Annotated in this window: 15 protein-coding genes; 7 read left to right on the forward strand and 8 right to left on the reverse strand. The window is 71.2% G+C overall.

The genetic code is table 11. The features are described 5' to 3' along the window. Window positions 1-67 precede the first annotated feature (67 nt). Window positions 68-1,186: a sensor histidine kinase gene (locus ACFPZ3_RS34075; protein ID WP_379518412.1), complete on the forward strand. Its 1,119-nt coding sequence runs from the start codon at window positions 68-70 to the stop codon at window positions 1,184-1,186. A 559-nt stretch (window positions 1,187-1,745) separates the two neighbouring features. On the opposite strand, the gene ACFPZ3_RS34080 is transcribed toward ACFPZ3_RS34075, so the two are convergent. The 6 genes from ACFPZ3_RS34080 to ACFPZ3_RS34105 form a co-directional block, all read right to left on the reverse strand. Further along, on the reverse strand, window positions 1,746-2,195 hold the full coding sequence (locus ACFPZ3_RS34080; RefSeq protein ID WP_379518413.1) for a DoxX family protein: 450 nt from the start codon (window positions 2,193-2,195) through the stop codon (window positions 1,746-1,748). A gap of 108 nt (window positions 2,196-2,303) precedes the next feature. Next, complete coding sequence (locus tag ACFPZ3_RS34085) at window positions 2,304-2,918, reverse strand: dihydrofolate reductase family protein (RefSeq protein ID WP_379518414.1); 615 nt, start codon at window positions 2,916-2,918, stop codon at window positions 2,304-2,306. Beyond that, complete coding sequence (locus ACFPZ3_RS34090) at window positions 2,915-3,037, reverse strand: hypothetical protein (RefSeq protein ID WP_379518415.1); 123 nt, start codon at window positions 3,035-3,037, stop codon at window positions 2,915-2,917. Before ACFPZ3_RS34090 ends, ACFPZ3_RS34085 begins: the two co-directional genes overlap by 4 nt. Beyond that, window positions 3,034-3,519 carry a pyridoxamine 5'-phosphate oxidase family protein gene (locus tag ACFPZ3_RS34095; RefSeq protein ID WP_379518416.1) on the reverse strand — a complete coding sequence of 162 codons (486 nt, stop codon included), beginning with the start codon at window positions 3,517-3,519 and terminating at the stop codon, window positions 3,034-3,036. The genes ACFPZ3_RS34090 and ACFPZ3_RS34095 overlap by 4 nt, the downstream gene beginning before the upstream one ends. After that, window positions 3,516-4,988: a hypothetical protein gene (locus ACFPZ3_RS34100; RefSeq protein WP_379518417.1), complete on the reverse strand. Its 1,473-nt coding sequence runs from the start codon at window positions 4,986-4,988 to the stop codon at window positions 3,516-3,518. The genes ACFPZ3_RS34095 and ACFPZ3_RS34100 overlap by 4 nt, the downstream gene beginning before the upstream one ends. A gap of 57 nt (window positions 4,989-5,045) precedes the next feature. Continuing rightward, window positions 5,046-5,597 (reverse strand): dihydrofolate reductase family protein, encoded by a 552-nt coding sequence (locus ACFPZ3_RS34105; protein ID WP_379518418.1) that lies wholly within the window; start codon window positions 5,595-5,597, stop codon window positions 5,046-5,048. A 140-nt stretch (window positions 5,598-5,737) separates the two neighbouring features. Between ACFPZ3_RS34105 and ACFPZ3_RS34110 the strand changes: the two genes are divergently transcribed. Continuing rightward, window positions 5,738-8,503, forward strand: a complete 2,766-nt coding sequence (locus tag ACFPZ3_RS34110) for a helix-turn-helix transcriptional regulator (protein ID WP_379518419.1) — start codon at window positions 5,738-5,740, stop codon at window positions 8,501-8,503. A gap of 95 nt (window positions 8,504-8,598) precedes the next feature. Next, window positions 8,599-9,237: a response regulator gene (locus ACFPZ3_RS34115; RefSeq protein WP_379518420.1), complete on the forward strand. Its 639-nt coding sequence runs from the start codon at window positions 8,599-8,601 to the stop codon at window positions 9,235-9,237. Window positions 9,238-9,411: 174 nt separating this feature from the next. Here the strand turns inward: ACFPZ3_RS34115 and ACFPZ3_RS34120 are convergent, their stop codons facing one another. Together ACFPZ3_RS34120 and ACFPZ3_RS34125 are read right to left on the reverse strand one after the other, a co-directional pair. Continuing rightward, entirely contained in the window at window positions 9,412-10,296 is an 885-nt protein-coding gene (locus ACFPZ3_RS34120) for an alpha/beta fold hydrolase (RefSeq protein ID WP_379518421.1), read from the reverse strand. 145 nt (window positions 10,297-10,441) lie between these two features. Next, window positions 10,442-11,737 carry a MurR/RpiR family transcriptional regulator gene (locus tag ACFPZ3_RS34125; RefSeq protein ID WP_379518422.1) on the reverse strand — a complete coding sequence of 432 codons (1,296 nt, stop codon included), beginning with the start codon at window positions 11,735-11,737 and terminating at the stop codon, window positions 10,442-10,444. A gap of 63 nt (window positions 11,738-11,800) precedes the next feature. On the opposite strand from ACFPZ3_RS34125, the gene thrC reads away from it, so the two are divergent. The 4 genes from thrC to ACFPZ3_RS34145 all read left to right on the forward strand — a co-directional run bounded on the left by thrC (window position 11,801) and on the right by ACFPZ3_RS34145 (window position 15,737). After that, entirely contained in the window at window positions 11,801-12,865 is a 1,065-nt protein-coding gene (gene thrC, locus ACFPZ3_RS34130) for a threonine synthase (RefSeq protein WP_379518423.1), read from the forward strand. A 177-nt stretch (window positions 12,866-13,042) separates the two neighbouring features. Then, entirely contained in the window at window positions 13,043-13,666 is a 624-nt protein-coding gene (locus ACFPZ3_RS34135; RefSeq protein ID WP_379518424.1) for a DNA/RNA non-specific endonuclease, read from the forward strand. Window positions 13,667-13,756: 90 nt separating this feature from the next. Beyond that, complete coding sequence (locus ACFPZ3_RS34140; protein WP_379518425.1) at window positions 13,757-14,365, forward strand: biotin transporter BioY; 609 nt, start codon at window positions 13,757-13,759, stop codon at window positions 14,363-14,365. 7 nt (window positions 14,366-14,372) lie between these two features. Continuing rightward, on the forward strand, window positions 14,373-15,737 hold the full coding sequence (locus tag ACFPZ3_RS34145) for a class I adenylate-forming enzyme family protein (RefSeq protein WP_379518426.1): 1,365 nt from the start codon (window positions 14,373-14,375) through the stop codon (window positions 15,735-15,737).

The raw sequence follows: 15,737 nt of genomic DNA on the forward strand, positions 1-15,737 counted from the left end.
ACTACGACTCTGGTCTGACGGCTCGTGCTCCGATTCGCTTGCGGTCGATTGTCGATAGCGTCGGGATGTGAATCTGCTCGCCCGGCGGCTTCCGTACAGGCTGCTCATCTTCGTCGACACCGCTGTCGCGGTGCTGCTCGCGCTGGCGTCCATGACGGAACAGCCGGGCCTGCACTGGGGCGCTGCGTCGGTGCTGATCTGCTGCCTGCCTGTGGCGGTGCGGAGGGTCTGGCCGGTGCCCGCCTACTGCGCGGCGCTCCTGGCCATCCTCCTGGCGCTCACGCTGCAGGTGAACCGGCTGATGGTGATCGCGGTGCTGGCTCTGACCATTTACACGGTATCGGCCACCCGACCAGTGCGGCGATCGGCGATCGCCTTCGTGCTGGGCATGCTCGTCGCAGGAGGCGCTCTGCTGGCCGAGGTGATGGGCGTACCACGGCATCCGGGCGGCTGGCCCGACCCGGTCTTCATCGTCGGGACGGCCTGGCTGACCGTGGGAGCGAGCTGGAGCCTCGGCACGGCGGCGCGTGCGCGCCGTGAGTTCGCCGCGCGCGAGGCCGCGAGGCAGGCCGAGCAGGCGGTGGTCGACGAGCGCCTGCGGATCGTGCGCGAGTTGCACGATGTCGTCGCCCATTCCATGAGCATGATCACCGTGAAGGCGGGGGTGGCGGCCAAGGTCCTGGACAAGCATCCGGAGGAAGGGCGCGAGGCGTTGCGGGCCATCGAGGAGATCGGGCGCAGCTCGCTCGTGGAGATGCGCCAGTTCCTCGGCGCACTGCGTTCACCCGGCGGCGCACCCGAGAGCAGACCGCTCCCCGGCCTCGCCGACCTGCCATCTCTGGCGCGCCGGGCAGCGGAAGCCGGCGTGCAGGTCGACCTCTCGGTGAGCGGGACCGTGCCCGACAGCATGGGGCTGTCGGTCTATCGCATCGTTCAGGAGGCGATCACCAACGTCGTCAGGCACGCCGCCCCCGCTCATTGCCGGGCCAGGGTGTCGGTCACCGATGGGATGTTGAAGATCTCCGTGGTCGACGACGGGCCGGGGAAACGCGTGCTGCCGGGCGAGGCCGGCGGACACGGTCTCGCCGGGATGCGTGAACGAGCCATGATGTACGGCGGCGCCTTCGAGGCCGGGCCCCTGCCCGGGGGCGGGTTCGGCGTGCACGCAACCTGGGAGATCCCTTGACCCGGCCAAGCTCCCGCAGCGCTTCACGCGAGATCTCGGCACACGACCCCACCTCGCGTGAAGCCTGCGAGACCCACGCGGTGAACGGCGCCGGCCTTCGCCGCGAGGCCGAGCCTTCAGCAGGCCGGACCCTCACAGAGCCGGACCTTCAGCAGGCCGGACCCTCACAGGGCCGAGCCCTCCGTGGGCCGGATCCTCAGCAGGCCGGACCCTCCGTGGGCCGGACCCTCCGTGGGCCGGACCCTCCGTGGGCCGGACCCTCCGTGGGCCGGACCCTCCGTGGGCCGGACCCTTACGGGGCCGAGCCCTCAGTGGTGATCTAGGTAGGGTTGGTCAACCGCAAAGAGGTCCTCGAAAGGGCCTCTGAGCTGCATCTTCTGAGGGTGCAGGTGCAAGGTTCAAACTTGCGTAGGCCGAGCCGACCGTTCTACAGGGCGTCGCATCGCGGGCCGCTGACAGGCGACTCGCGCCGGCGGTCGACGTCTCGCCCCCGGCTCCACCGTGTCATGGTCGCCGGTGGTGAAGCCGTCCAGCGACACCGCTGCGCAGCCCATGATCGTCATGCGTTGGAGCCGGCCAGTGCAGCTCGTCCGGTGTAGCGCGAAAGGGCCTTGATCTCGGTACGGCGCGCCCAGGCGATCAGCGCGCTGACCATCAGCAGGCCGATGGGCAGCCATGGCGGGGCCGCGAGAAGGAAGACGTTGGTGATGGTGGCGCCGGCCATCAGGGCGGCCACGCCGAGTGCGGCCGGCCCGCACAGCCTGGGTAGCAGGAGGCCGATCGCGGCGACGATCTCCAGGACGCCGACGGTGTATCGGAGCCACTGCCCGGCTCCGATCGTGGCGAACATCTCCACCATCGCCGGATCGCTCGTGACCTTGAGGATTCCGGCCGGGGCGAGCTGGACGGCCAGGATGACCTGCGCCACCCATGGAGCGGCCGTTCTGACGTGTGCGCGCATGCGTGTCCGGGCAGGCGAGGCGGCGGTTACGGGCTGTGTGTGACTCATGGAGTCTCCTGTCGGAGGGTTGCGGAGTCGCGGCCGCCGCGGTGCGCGGAACGGCGGGCCGGGCAAAGGCGTCCGTGGCGGGTGCGGCGAGAGGGCGCGACGAGGTCGTCAGAGGATGTCGTAGGTCAGGTGCGTCGCGGTCGATGTCGAGGTCACACTCCGCTGCACCAGCGTGCGCGGCGCCGCACCGGTGAACAGCGGCGTCCCGGCGCCCAGCATGACGGGCGCGAGGTGCAGGGTCAGCATGTCGACCAGCCCGGCGTCGATGGCCGAGCCGATCGTGGCGCCGCCGCCCATCAGGACGACGTCCAGGTCTTGGCCGCGCTGTGCCGATGCCGCTTCGGCGCGCCTACGGGCGGTGGCGACGGCGTCGGGCAGGCCGGTGGTGACGAACGTCCAGTCGAGGCCGGTGAGCCGCACCGACTGCGGGGGCGAGTTCGTCACCACGATGAACGCGGGCTTGCCGACCTCGCCGGCGCCGTAGCCGGAGTCGTCGTTCCAGCCTTTCTGCCCGTCGACCACGTCGAAGAGCCGCCGGCCGAGGATGACGGCGCCGGAGCGGGCGGTCGCCTCGCGCAGGACCCGGCGGTCGTCGGGGTCGTCGGAGAACGCCCAGGTGTGCAGAGCCTCGCCGCCGGCGCCCAGGCCGTTGTCCGGGTCGGGATCGGGCCCGGTGACGAAGCCGTCGAGGGATACCGAGATGTCAGCGATGATGCGGGTCATGCCAGCTCCTTGGGGCCGCCTGGGCCGAGGTCGCCGTTCGTGTCGTTCATGCGGCCGTCGAGTGATGTGATCATCGAGTGGATGAGCCCATTCACGGCCGGCGGGATGTCCGCTGTCATTGTGGGGCCTTCCTGCTGGGGCGTGTGACGCGGGTTCGTGCGTCGGTGACGTTGTCGAAGCGTGGATCTCCGCCCCGGATCAAGATGAAGTGCCGCCGTACGTCGGCGCTGTAGGCCAGCAGCGGTCCGGACGGCGCGAGGTCGTCGCCGCTGAGTTCCTTGTCTGCAGGGAGACGGGCGTTGAGCATGGTCAGCGCCTCGACGAAATCGTCGGCGGGGCCCGCGGCCGCCTCTAGGTAAAGCGCCTCGGCGCCGCCTATGGGTGCGTGTGAGTCGAAGACCGTGATGGCCACGTCGGGGCGTTCGGCGAGGTTACGGGAATGTCTGCTGTCCGGTGCCGACACCCAGACGAGCCGGTCCTCATCACGGGCGGCGAAGAAGACGGGTGTGGCCCACGGTCGCCCTTGGCGATCGGCGGTGGCGAGCACGAGGTAGCGGCTGTCGGTGAGCAGCCGCGAAACCACCTCCCACATTTCGGTCATCGGCCGCGGGCCCGGTGGTCGGCGGCCGCCAGGTGCAGGACGGCCGGGCCGTGGATCGTGGACGGCACGGTGAACTTCACCAGACCGTCGCTCGGCACCGTCACCTCGTCGCCTGTCAGGGAGCTCCGCTCGTCGAGGCCGTACCAGTGGGCTGTGTAGCTGCCGCCCAGAAGTTCGGCGGTGAACGTCTCGCTCGTCGCGCTCGGCTGCAGGATGAGGTACTCCTTGCCGGGGTGTGCCAGCGCGTAGCCGGTGGAGCTGAGGTCGCCGCGAGGGGGCATGCGGACGAGCTCGATCTGCTCGGCGTAGCGCCTGGTGTCGCCCATCGCCTGGCGGGCCGGCTCGAAGGCGTCCGGTGCAGGCTGGATGCCATCGATGAGGCCGAAGTCCATCAAGATCGGGTTGTGGCCGCGCAGGAACGCCTTCCATACCCACAGCGCGTCGCCCTGGCCGGGGGCGAAGTGGTCGGTGTCGCTGATCAGGACCTTCCGGCCGTCGGCGGGTGGCGGGTTGTCCAGCCATCGCGACGGCGGGCTGCCGGCGGCACCGGGATGACCGCCCTCGCGGAAGATCTCATCATCGTAGCCAGGCGAGATCCAGTCGGCGGGCCCGTCGAACAGGGGCGCGTTGACCAGGGTCTGGTCGGCCACCGGGAACTGCATGGTCATCCCGATCGGGCGCGGATCATATGCGCGCCGCCGCTCGTACTGCCGGACGAACTCGATCACCCAGTACTGCCAGCCGGTCGAGTCACCCCAATCGGTCTGCGGCGGTACGCCGAGGACGTCGGCCATCTCCGCAGTGACCGCGCCACCTCCGGATGACTCGTTGGAGACCTCGTACAGGACGTTGGGCAGATCATGCACGGTGTCGAGAACCTGCTGGAGGTAGGCCTCCTGCAGTGCCCGCACCGCGGGGTCGAGCGGCAGGACCTGGTGGTCGAGGATCGAGGTGATCCCGATGCCGTTGACGTTGTTGGCGGCATGGAACGGGTGGCCCTCGACGTTGTCCGGCGCCGGGCTGAGGTGCAGCGCCCAGCCGTCGAACAGCATCACGGCCACGTACATGCCGCGCTCGCCGGCCGCTATGACCCGCTCGCGCAGCCGCCGGAAATACGCCGGGTCGAACTGGTCCAGGTCGAACTTCGGCTCGCCGTCCTTGGCCGCTCCCCGCCCCGTGCGCGGCCATGGCTGTGGGCTCATGTTCAGGTGGTACGCGCCGCCCGCGGCCTGCGACAGGAACTGTTCCCAACGCCACAACCGGATGAAGTTGTGCCCGTGAGCGGCGAGGAAATCCAGATAGGCGTCGTAGTCCAGCTTCTCGGGCGAAGGGGGTGCCGTCGCACCGGGCCCCATGCCGTCGTGGAAGTTGTTCCAGATGTGCGAGCCGGTGAGATAAACCGCCCGACCGTCCGTACGTACGCGGAAATAGCGCGGGTTGTCCGCGGACACCTCCAGCGGGCCGGGCATGCGATCACGATATGTAGATATATCCGACATGGCGTCTCCTTTCGAGCTGCGACTGCGTCAGTGGGCGACCGGGTAGCGCAAATGCGTGACGCCCTTGCCCTCGACGACCGTCGGCGTGCCCAGCTCAAGCGGTGCCTTCACGAGCCCGGCGAAGAACGGGATGCCCTCTCCCAGCAACACCGGTACGAGGTCCACTGCGATCACGTCGACCAGTCCGAGGGCGAGGCACTGCTGCGTGATGCTGGGGGTGGCGATGGCGACGTCGCGGCCACCGGCAAGATCCTTGGCCTGCCGCACCGCGCCGGCCACGCCGTCGGTCACGAAGGTGAACGGCGTGTCCCCGCGCGGCCAGCCGTCCGGCACACTGTGGGTGACGATGAAGACGTGCACACCCATCGGGTGTCTGCCTCCCCACGCATTGGTCAGCTCGAACAGCCTGCGGCCACAGACCAGCGAGCCCAGCGCGCCGGGTGGGAACACCTCGGCACGGTCCGTCCCGACCCTGGCCTGCCCGGCGTCGTACCAGGCGAACACGTGGTCCACCTCGTCGTTCGGACCCGCGACGAAGCCGTCGAGAGACATGGACATGCTGGCGATGACGGATCCCATCGCGTTGCTCCCTGGTCGTCGAGTTCGGGGTACGTGGAAAAGACTGCCTTCGGCCCCTGGGGAGAACATCGGCCAGGTGGCCGAGACCGGGACCCTCCGGTGGCCGATTCCGGCGCTTCGATGGCAGACTGAGCCGCACCATGACGCCTGCCGCGCCCCCTGACCTGCCCATCCAACCTGCCAGTTTCGTGGGCAGGCGCTCCGAGCTGGCCGCGGTGCGGGCCCTGCTGGACGCCGAGCGGCTGGTGACGCTGACCGGTACCGGCGGCGTCGGCAAGACCCGGCTCGCCGCGCAGATCGCCGCCGCCGAGGTCGCGCGCCGGCCGGATGGTGTCTGGTGGGTCGAGCTGGCGGCCGTCAGCGACCAGGCGCGACTCGCCGAACTGGTCGCGGCGAGGCTCGGCGTGCTCGTCGAACCCGTACAGGGCCCCGTACCGTCGATGACCGCGCAATTACGCGGCCGCCGCGCGCTGATCTGCCTGGACAACTGCGAGCACATCATCGACGGCGCCGCCGAGCTGACCAGCGCGCTGCTGTCCTCATGCCCCGAGGTGTCGGTGCTGATCACCAGCCGCGAGCCACTGGCGGTGCCGGGCGAGGTGGTCTGGCGGGTGCCGCCACTGGCCCCGGACGAGGCGTTGCGGCTGTTCGTCGAGAGGGGCCGGCAGGTCCGGCAGCTGTTCGGCCTGGACCAGGCGGGCGAGGCCGCCGCGCGGGTGTTGTGCTCCCGGCTCGACGGCATCCCGCTCGCCATCGAGCTCGCGGCCGCATGGTTGGGCTCACTCACCCCGCAACAGATCGAGCATGGCCTGGACGACCGGTTCGGCCTGCTCGTCCGCAGCCCGCGTGGCGTCGCCGCGCGCCAGCAGACCCTGGCGGCGTCCATCGCCTGGAGCCACGACCTGCTCGACGAGCCGGACCGTGCGGTGTTCCGCCGCCTCGCGGTGTTTCCTGCCGGGTTCGACCTGGATGCCGTACGAACGGTCTGTACGGGCGGGGTGGTCGCTCGCGGCGACATCCTGGGCAGCATCGGCCGGTTGGTGGACAAGTCGCTGATCGTCGCGGAGCCCCGCGGCAGCGCGTCCCGCTACCTGCTGCTGGAGACCATCCGCGAGTACGCCACCGACCGGTTGCGGGAAGCGGGGGAGAGCGACCTCATCCGCGACCAGCACCTCGGCCACTTCCTCGCCTTCGCCGCAGGTGGGCCCGAGCGGACCGCCGACCTCGACGGCTGGCGCGCCCGGCTGGAGGGTGAGTACGACAACCTGCGCGCCGCCTTGGAGTGGGGGCTGGCCGCCGCCGATCCCGGCAGAGGACGCCGCCTCGCCGCCGAACTGTCGTGGTTGTGGCATCTGCACCAGCACGGGCACGAGGGCATCGCCTTCCTGCGGCGCGCCCTCGACCGGGCGCCGACGGACCGCTCGCGGCTTCAGGCACGGCTGCTCAGCGGGTTGGCGCTGGTCGCCGACACCACGAGCCCACTCGACCTCGAATACGACGTGGCACTGCAGGCGCTCGAACTGGCCACTGCGCACGGTGACGAGAGCCTGCGCAGCCAGTGCCTCACGCTGGCCGCGGTCGGCCGGTTCTACACCGACTTCGGCGCCGCCTGGGACCTCACCGTCGAGGCGATCCGCTCCGCCGAAATCGCGGGCGACCAGTTGTTCAGGCATGCCCAGCTGGCGCTGCAGGGCATGATCCGGCAGATGCAGGACCGGCACGACGAGGCCCGGCCGCTGCTGGAAACGGCACTTGACGGCCTGCGCCACCGTCACCGCGGCATCGCGTCGACCGCGCTGGCGTACCTGTCGAGCGGAGCGCTCGCGAGCGGCCGCCTGGCCGAGGCCCGCCGCCTCGCCGAGCAGTCGCTCGAACTCGCCGAGCCGCTCGGCGACTACCTGCGCGTCGGCATGGCGCGCAGTGCCCTGGCGGCGGCACACACCGCGTCTGGAGACGTGAACGCGGCACTCGAGGCAATGCGGCCACTGCTGCTGCTCATGGAGAACGCCGAGGCAGCGGCCTTCGTACCGGGCATGGGTTCGGCACTGGCACACGTGCGGATGGCGAGCGGCGATCTCGAAGGGGCGCTGCGCTGGTTCGAGCACGATGTGCGGCAGACCGAGCACGTCGCGCCGACCTACCTCGCAGCGCAGGCGCACGCGGGCTACGCAGAAGCGTTACGACTCGCCGGCCGGTTCGACGACGCCCGCGACGAGCTCGACCGGGCGGCGGCCATCGCCGGCAAGCTCGGCATGCCCCGCGTCCTCGCGGACGTGCTGCAGCAACAAGCCCACCTCATCGGTGACCCTGGCCTGCACCACGAGGCGCTGACCATTCGCGTCGCCCACGGGCTACGCACGTTCTGGGTGGACAGCCTGGACGCCATCGCCGCGCGCCTGGCCCAGCCGAACGCGGTGCGGACGCTGGCCGCGAGCACCACGGCACGCGCCGCCATGGGATATCCCCGGCGCGTCGCCGAACGGAGCGAGTACGACGAGCTGGTCGCCCGGCTCCGGCATACGCTCGGTGACGAGTTCGCGACCGCGTGGGCGGCGGGCGCGGAGTTGTCCCTCGATGACGCGGTCGCCTACGTCCGCCGTAGCCGGGGTGCCCGCGACCGGCCGGCCGCCGGCTGGGACAGCCTCACCCCGACCGAGTTGAGCGTCGCACGGCTGGCCGCCGCGGGCCTCAACAACCCGCAGATCGGAGCGCGGCTCTTCATGAGCCGGGGCACCGTCAAGACCCACCTCTCCCATGTCTACGCCAAGCTCGGTGTCGCCAACCGCACCGAACTCGCCGCGCTCGCGACAAGTCCGTCCGCCGGAGTGTCGTCTTCAGTTCAGTCAACAGTTCAGTCAACAGTTCAGTCAACAGGGCTTCACAGAGACGCGACTCGAGGGAGGTGATCCTGAGTGACAGTGGCGCATCGACGCGTGAGGGCGCCGGGGTCCGTCACGATATGCGTACGGTCAACAGTCGCGGACGTGTTGTGGGAGATCTCTTGATTCGAGTGCTCGTCGCCGATGACCAGGCGCTGCTGCGGGGCAGCTTCCGCCTGCTGATCGACTCGGAGGACGATCTCACCGTGGTCGGGGAAGCGGCCGACGGGCGCCAGGCGGTGACACTCACGCGGAGGGAGTCACCTGATGTGGTGCTCATGGACGTCAGGATGCCGGAGATGGACGGCATCACCGCGACCCAGCAGATCTCCGGGGACACGAAGGTTCTCATCCTGACCACGTTCGACCTCGACGAGTACGTCTATTCGGCGCTGCGGGCGGGCGCCAGTGGCTTCCTGCTCAAGGACGCGCCCCCCGACGATCTCCTGAAGGCGATCCGGGTGGTCGCCTCGGGCGAGACGCTGCTCGCGCCGAGCGTCACCACACGATTGATCGCGGAGTTCGTACGCCGGCCGGCACAGCAGGTCTTCCACGGGCTCGACACGTTGACGGATCGGGAGCGCGAGGTGCTCACACTCATCGCCCACGGCCTGTCCAACGCCGAGCTCAGCGCTCAGCTCCAACTGAGTCCCGGGACCGTGAAGACGCATATCAGCCGCCTGCTGGCCAAGCTGCGGGCCCGGGACCGCGCCCAACTCGTCATCGCCGCCTACGAAGCCGGCCTGGTCACGCCGCGTTAGGGACGCGGCCGGAGTTCCGTGCCTCACCGCGACCCCCGGTCGGCGACGAAACGTGAAGATCGAGTACCGCTACCGCGGCTCCGACCAGCCCTACCCGAACGGCGTTCCCGCCGACAAGGTACAGCGTGGCCGGCATGTCCACGACGGGCTACGCGGGCCGGATGGGCCTGGCGTTCAGGTGTGTTCGGCGCGGCGGACGAGGGCGGCGATCCGGGCGCTGAGCTCGGGCCAGGTGTGGGGCGGGAAGTTGTGTCCCATACCCTCGACCAGCAGGAACTCGGCGCCAGGGACGGCCTCGGCGGTGGCCCGCCCGCCTCCGGCGTCGGCGGCGGTGTCGGCGGCACCGTGGATCACCAGGGTGAGCACGTCAAGCCGGCCGAGTTTCTCGGTACGGTCACCCGACCCGATGACCGAGGCCGCCTGCCGGAGCATGCTGGACAGGGACCAGCCCCGGTCCCAGGCGCGCTCGGCCACCGCGCGGACCGCCTCCAGGTCGCTTTCGACGGCGTTCGCCCTGGCCCCGCCGACCATCCGCTCGACGTACAGCTCGCGGGTGGTCGGCGGCGGGCCGGTCATGGCCTGCGCCCCTTCGGGACGGGGCGGGGGAACCATGCGGTCGCCGGTGGTGGACATGATGGACGTCAGCGTCCTGACCCGGCCGGGGTACTCGATCGCCACGGTCTGGGCGATCATCCCGCCGAGGGAGGCGCCGACGACGTGCGCGCTCGCCAGATCGAGGGCGTCGAGCAGGCCGATGGTGTCGGCGGCCAGGTCGGCGAGCGTGTAGGTGACCGTCGACAGGTCGCCGGCCAGGGCGGCCGGGATGTCCGGCACGGGTGCCTCGTCGAAGTGCGTGGAGTGGCCGCTGTCGCGGTTGTCGAAGCGGATGAGATGCAGGCCGCGCTGGACGAGCGCGGCGCAGAGCCCGTCGGGCCAGTTGATCAGCTGCCCTCCGGCTCCCATGATCATCAGTACGGGCGGCGCGCCGGGGTCGCCCAGACGTTCATAGGCCACCTCGATTCCCGACGGGCCGACGTTCAGCGCCTTCTTCTCGGTCACCGTCAGATCATCTCCTTCCGGAAGGGCCGGGGCCTCGACATGTGGCAGGTCCGCGCTGACATGTGTTCGCCTGCGCCGCCGTGGGTGTGGCGGCCGACGACATTCTTCCCGGCGTTCGCTGCGGCCCGTCAGCGACGGCGGATGATCACAACGTCTGGGTGAGCTCGTCCAGGTCGGCCAGGCGCTTGGCCGGGGCCAGGCGGGTGGCCGTGGCGACGAGCAGCAGTTCGGTGACGGCGATCTCGTGCGCCAGCGGCGCGATCGGCCCGGCGGCCTCGCGCGGCAACCGGATCAGCAGCTCCGCCTCGGCGGCCAGCGGCGACCCCCACGCGTCGGTGACCAGCACCAGGCGCGTGCCCCTGCCGCGCGCGGCGTGCACGAAGCGGGCGGTGTCGGGGGAGTAGCGGCGGAAGTCGTACGCCACGACCACGTCCGCCGGTGTCAGGTCGAGCACGGTACGGGCGCGGGCGGGCGCTGATTCCGGCACGCGGTGCGCGCGGGGGCGCAGGCTGGCGAGCTGGCGGATCAGGTACTCGGCGGCCAGCTCGCTCAGAGGGCCGCCCAGCGCCCACACGGTTCCGGCCCCGGCCAGCAGTTCCGCGGCCTTGTGGTAGATCGGCTCCGGTACGCCGGTCAGGGTGCCGTCGAGCCCCGCGCGCAGATCCTCGGCGGCCTGCCACACCTCCGACCCGGCCCGCACCCCCTCGCCCTCGCCCTCGCCCTCGCCCGAAGCCTCGGCCTTGGCACGCGCTGCCGCGCCCGGATGGGCTCCGCCGAGCACGCCTGGGCGGGCATCGCCACCCGGATGGTCGCCGATGCCGGGTCCGGTGCTGACGCCGGGGTCGCCGGCCGAGATGTTGTCCGCGCCGCCTTTGTCCTTCGGTGACCGGCTGTCCTTCGGTGACCGGCTGTCCATCGGTGACCGGCTGTCCTTCGGTGACCGGCGTCCGCCCGCACCGCGCCTTCCGGCCGGAGCAGTGTCAGTGGAGGAAGGGGCGGCGGTGGCCGACGCGGTTGCGGGCAAGCCGGTGCCCGCCGTGGCGGTGGTCTCCGAGCCGGTGTCTGACGAGCCGGTGGCGGGCGAGCCGGTGCCTGACGGGTCGGTGGCGGGCGAATCGACGGCGGGCGAATCGGCCGCAGGTGGGTGCGTAGCGGGTGAGGGGGTGGCGGGTGGGCGGGTGACGTATTCGAGGAGGCGGGATCGGTCGCGGGCGCCGTCCCGTACCGCTGACTGGAAGTCGGCGAAGCCGGCGTAGCCCAGGCGGTCGAACAGGCGGGAGGCCGTCGGCGGGCTGACGCCGGCGCGCTCGGCGAGGCCGCGCAGGGAGCCCAGGGCCGCGAACGGATAGTCGTCGAGCAGGACCCGCACGATCGCCCGCTCCCCAGGCGGCAGGTCGGGGTAGGCGGCGCCGAGACGGGCGGCTATCGGGTCGTTCTCCACATGACAAATGTTACACCACCCCTCGTTTCCCGACATATACGGAACAAGTGTTACGGTGCGGGCATGACAACCTGGCATGGTTTGATCGACAGCGACTACCGGCGCTGGTTGCCGGTCACCCCCGACACCCCGTCCATCTCCCTCGGCGAGGGCAACACCCCGCTGCTGCGCTCGGAGCACCTGTCCGGCCTCACCGGCTGCGAGGTCTGGCTGAAGGTCGAGGGCGCCAACCCGACGGGATCGTTCAAGGACCGCGGCATGACCGTGGCGATCAGCCGCGCGGCGCAGGCCGGCGCGGAGGCGGTCATCTGCGCCTCCACCGGCAACACCAGCGCCTCGGCCGCCGCCTACGCCGCCCGCGCCGGGGTGACGGCCGCCGTGCTGGTGCCCAAGGGCCGCGTCGCGCTGGGCAAGCTGAGCCAGGCCGTACGGTACGGCGCCGAGATCGTCGAGATCGACGGCACCTTCGACGACTGCCTGCGCGTGGCCCGCGAATTGGCCGCCCACCACCCGATCGCCCTGGTCAACTCGGTGGGCAACGAGCTGCGCCTGGCCGGGCAGCGTACCGTCGCCTATGAGATCGTGGACGCCCTCGGCCAGGCTCCCGACCTGCACTGCCTGCCGGTCGGCAACGGCGGGAACATCACCGCCACCTGGGGCGGCTACCGCAACTACCGCGAGGCGGACCTGTCCGGAGGGCTGCCGCGCCTGTGGGGGTTCCAGGCGGCGGGCGCGGCTCCGCTCGTACACGGGAAGCCCGTGGCCGATCCCCGTACGGCGGCCAGCGCCATCAACATCGGCCACCCCGCCACCTGGGAGGGGGCCATCTCCGCCAGGGACGAGTCCGGCGGGCTGATCGCCGCGGTGACCGATGAGCAGATCTTCGCCGCGTACCGGATGCTGGCCCGCCGCGACGGTGTCTTCGCCGAGCCCGCCTCGGCCGCCGGGGTGGCCGGGCTGTTGGACCGGCACGCCAGGGGCGAGCTGGAGCCCGGTCTGCGCATTGTGATCACGCTGAGCGGCAACGGCCTGAAGGACCTCGACGCCTCCCTGCGCGACGGCTACACCCCCACCGAGACCTCCGCGGCCACCGGCGACGTGGCTCGCGCCCTGCGCCTGGCGGCCTGAGCACGCACCTACCTGCGAGAACCACTAAAAGTAACCATATAGCAACGTTATGTGATTCACGTCACGGGCACGAATTTCGCAACAAAGCCGACGAGGCGGCCGATAGGGCGATTTCCCCCTATCGGCCGGATGACGCCTGACCGGCAACCCCTCCTTTCCCTCGCGAAAGGACACCCCATGCCCGTGACCGCCCTGCGGCGCGCCGGCGCGGCCGCCCTCCTGCTCACCGCCGGAGCCGCCGCGCCCGCGTACGCACCCGACACCGCCCCCTGCGACCGCCACATCAAACCGGAGCACACCTACCACGCCCAGCAGCACACCTTCACCACCGACGACCTCGGCCGCCCCATCGACGCCCTGGCCAGGACCCTCATCGACAAGGACGCCCCGCGCGGCGAGTGCGAGGGCACGGTCGGCGACTGGGGCGGGAGCGGCGACTGGCAGGGCGGCCATCTCATCGCCGCCTCCTTCCACGGCGTCAGCCTGCGTTACAACCTGGTCCCCATGCGGGGCAGGCAGATCAACCAGGGCCTGATGAAACGCGTCGAGAACGGCGCACGCACCTGCCTCGACGGAGAGGGCACGGTGGCCGACTACCGCGTACGCCTCCACTATCCCGACCGCACGACGCTCACACCCGACCGCCTCCACGTCACCCTCTCGCCGAAGATCTCGGGCGTGTCCCGGCAGATCTCGCTCACCCTGCCGAACCATGCCGTGCCCGCCAAGGAGCTCGCATCCTGGCAGGAGCGGATCACCAAGGCGTTCCGGGCAGCTCACTGCGGAAGCGACGCTTTGTAGAAGGGGTATCGATCGGTCGCAGATGATAGGTCCGAATGTTGTGGGATCCCTCCATGCCGGGCGTGACCGTTGTGGTGTGGGATCGAACCCATGGAGAATGTGGGGAAGCAGCGCGGGTTCCCGACGGGCGACCTGGCGAGAGTGGCCGTGTTCGCGGCGCTGATCGCGGTGCTCGGCCTGCCCGGTTCGCTGAACGTCTTCGGCAACCTGGTCCCGATCACCCTGCAGACGCTGGGCGTCATGCTGGCGGGGGCCATCCTCGGCACGTGGCGGGCCGCGCTGGCCGTCGCGGTGCTGCTCGTCCTGGTGGCGGCCGGTCTGCCGCTGCTGGCGGGCGGGCGGGGCGGGCTCGGCGTGTTCACCGGGCCGTCGGCCGGGTTCCTGATCGGCTGGCTGCCCGGCGCGGCCGTGACCGGCTGGCTCGTCGAGCGGGCGGGACGCGACCCGGGCATCGTACGGCTGATCGTGGCCTGCCTGGCGGGCGGCGTCGTCGTGGTCTACCTGTTCGGCATCCCCGTGCAGGCTCTGGTCACCGGAGCGCCGATCGGCGCGACGGCCCTGCTCGCCGCGGCCTTCCTGCCCGGTGACCTGATCAAGGCGGTGCTGGCCTCCATCGTGGCCAGAGGCACACAGCGGGCCTACCCGGACGCGGTGCCCACCGTGCACCAGGAACGGCTGCGTACCGGCGGGGGGCGTTGACCCCTCGATGCCCGTCGCGCACTACGTCATGTCGCACGCCGCCGAGCGCCCTTCCCGGCTCGCAGTGTGCGGCCCCGAGGCCGAACTCACCTACGCGGAGTTCGCCGAGAAGATCCACGGTGCCGCCCGGCACCTGCTGCGCCTGGGCGTCGGGCCCGGCGCGGTGCTCGCGATCGGGGTGGCCGACCCGGTCGAGCTGCTCACCGCCGTGCTGGCGGCCGACCTGGCGGGGGCCACCCCGCTGGTGGGCGAGCACGCCTGGGACGAGGAGCGGTGGGCCCAGGTCGCCGGCGCCGGCGTGGCCAGGATCGACGCGCCTCTGCCGTATGTCGCGGGTCCGCCCGTTTCGCGGGAGGCCCGGCCGGAGGATCTCGCGTGGGCGTGTTTCAGCTCCGGCAGCACCGGCCGGCCCCGTGCGATCGTGCGCGGCCGCGCGTCCTGGACGGAGTCGTACAAGCACCTCAACGACCTGACCGGCATCGGTCCTGACGATGTGGTGCTGGTGCCCGGTCCGCTGGTCTCCTCCCTGTACGCCTTCGCCGCCCTGCACACCCTGGCGACCGGTGCGACGGCCGTGCTCCCCGGCCGGTGGCCCGGCGGGTCGCTGGCCGCTCACCTGGAGCGGGCGAGCGTCGTGCACGTGGTGCCGCACAGGCTGCCTGACGTGCTGAAGAGCCCGGGGTCGCTGCGTACGGCGGTGGTCGGCGGCGCGGCGCTCGACCAGGACGCGCGGGCGGCGGCGGACGGGGCCGGGGTGCGCGTCGTGGCGTACTACGGCGCGACCGAGTTGTCGTTCGTGGCGGTGGACGTGGACGGAGGCGGGCTGCGGCCCTTTCCCGGGGTGGAGATCGAGGTCCGCGCCGAGGCCGGGGGGATGCTCGGTGAGGTGTGGGCGCGCTCGCCGTGGGTGTCGGAGGGTTACCTGGGTGAGGTGGCCGGGCCGTTGCGGCGCGACGGCGATGGCTGGGTGAGCGTGGGCGACGTCGCGGAGCCGTACCGGGAAGGAGAGGTGCTGCGGTTGCGCGGGCGCGGTGACGGCGCGATCCAGACCGGCGGCGCCACCGTCGTGCCCGAGGACGTCGAGGAGGTGCTCAGGAAGGTGCCCGGTGTGGGCGACGTCGTGGTGATCGGATCGCCGCATCCGTCCCTGGGCGCCGTGGTGACGGCGATCGTCGAGGCCGATCACGGCTCCCCGCCGCCGCGGCGCGCGCTGCTGGAGGCGATGGCCAGGACCCGGCTGGATGCGGCGCAGCGTCCCCGCCGCTGGTACGTGGTGCGGGAGATGCCGCGCAACCAGACGGGCAAACCGGCGCGCGCCCTGGTGGCGGCCCTGCTGAGTGCCGGCGATCCCGGCCTCCGGCGGCTGGCCTGA

This window comes from Nonomuraea insulae, assembly GCF_042656245.1.

Excerpts from the sequence above, each read along its gene's own strand:
- ACFPZ3_RS34110 (WP_379518419.1), top strand. The coding sequence starts at position 5,738 with ATGACGCCTGCCGCGCCCCCTGACCTGCCCATCCAACCTGCCAGTTTC.
- ACFPZ3_RS34090 (WP_379518415.1), bottom strand. The coding sequence starts at position 3,037 with ATGACAGCGGACATCCCGCCGGCCGTGAATGGGCTCATCCACTCGATG.
- ACFPZ3_RS34105 (WP_379518418.1), bottom strand. The coding sequence starts at position 5,597 with ATGGGATCCGTCATCGCCAGCATGTCCATGTCTCTCGACGGCTTCGTC.
- ACFPZ3_RS34085 (WP_379518414.1), bottom strand. The coding sequence starts at position 2,918 with ATGACCCGCATCATCGCTGACATCTCGGTATCCCTCGACGGCTTCGTC.
- ACFPZ3_RS34080 (WP_379518413.1), bottom strand. The coding sequence starts at position 2,195 with ATGAGTCACACACAGCCCGTAACCGCCGCCTCGCCTGCCCGGACACGC.
- thrC (WP_379518423.1), top strand. The coding sequence starts at position 11,801 with ATGACAACCTGGCATGGTTTGATCGACAGCGACTACCGGCGCTGGTTG.
- ACFPZ3_RS34135 (WP_379518424.1), top strand. The coding sequence starts at position 13,043 with ATGCCCGTGACCGCCCTGCGGCGCGCCGGCGCGGCCGCCCTCCTGCTC.
- ACFPZ3_RS34100 (WP_379518417.1), bottom strand. The coding sequence starts at position 4,988 with ATGCCCGGCCCGCTGGAGGTGTCCGCGGACAACCCGCGCTATTTCCGC.
- ACFPZ3_RS34140 (WP_379518425.1), top strand. The coding sequence starts at position 13,757 with ATGGAGAATGTGGGGAAGCAGCGCGGGTTCCCGACGGGCGACCTGGCG.
- ACFPZ3_RS34145 (WP_379518426.1), top strand. The coding sequence starts at position 14,373 with ATGCCCGTCGCGCACTACGTCATGTCGCACGCCGCCGAGCGCCCTTCC.
- ACFPZ3_RS34095 (WP_379518416.1), bottom strand. The coding sequence starts at position 3,519 with ATGACCGAAATGTGGGAGGTGGTTTCGCGGCTGCTCACCGACAGCCGC.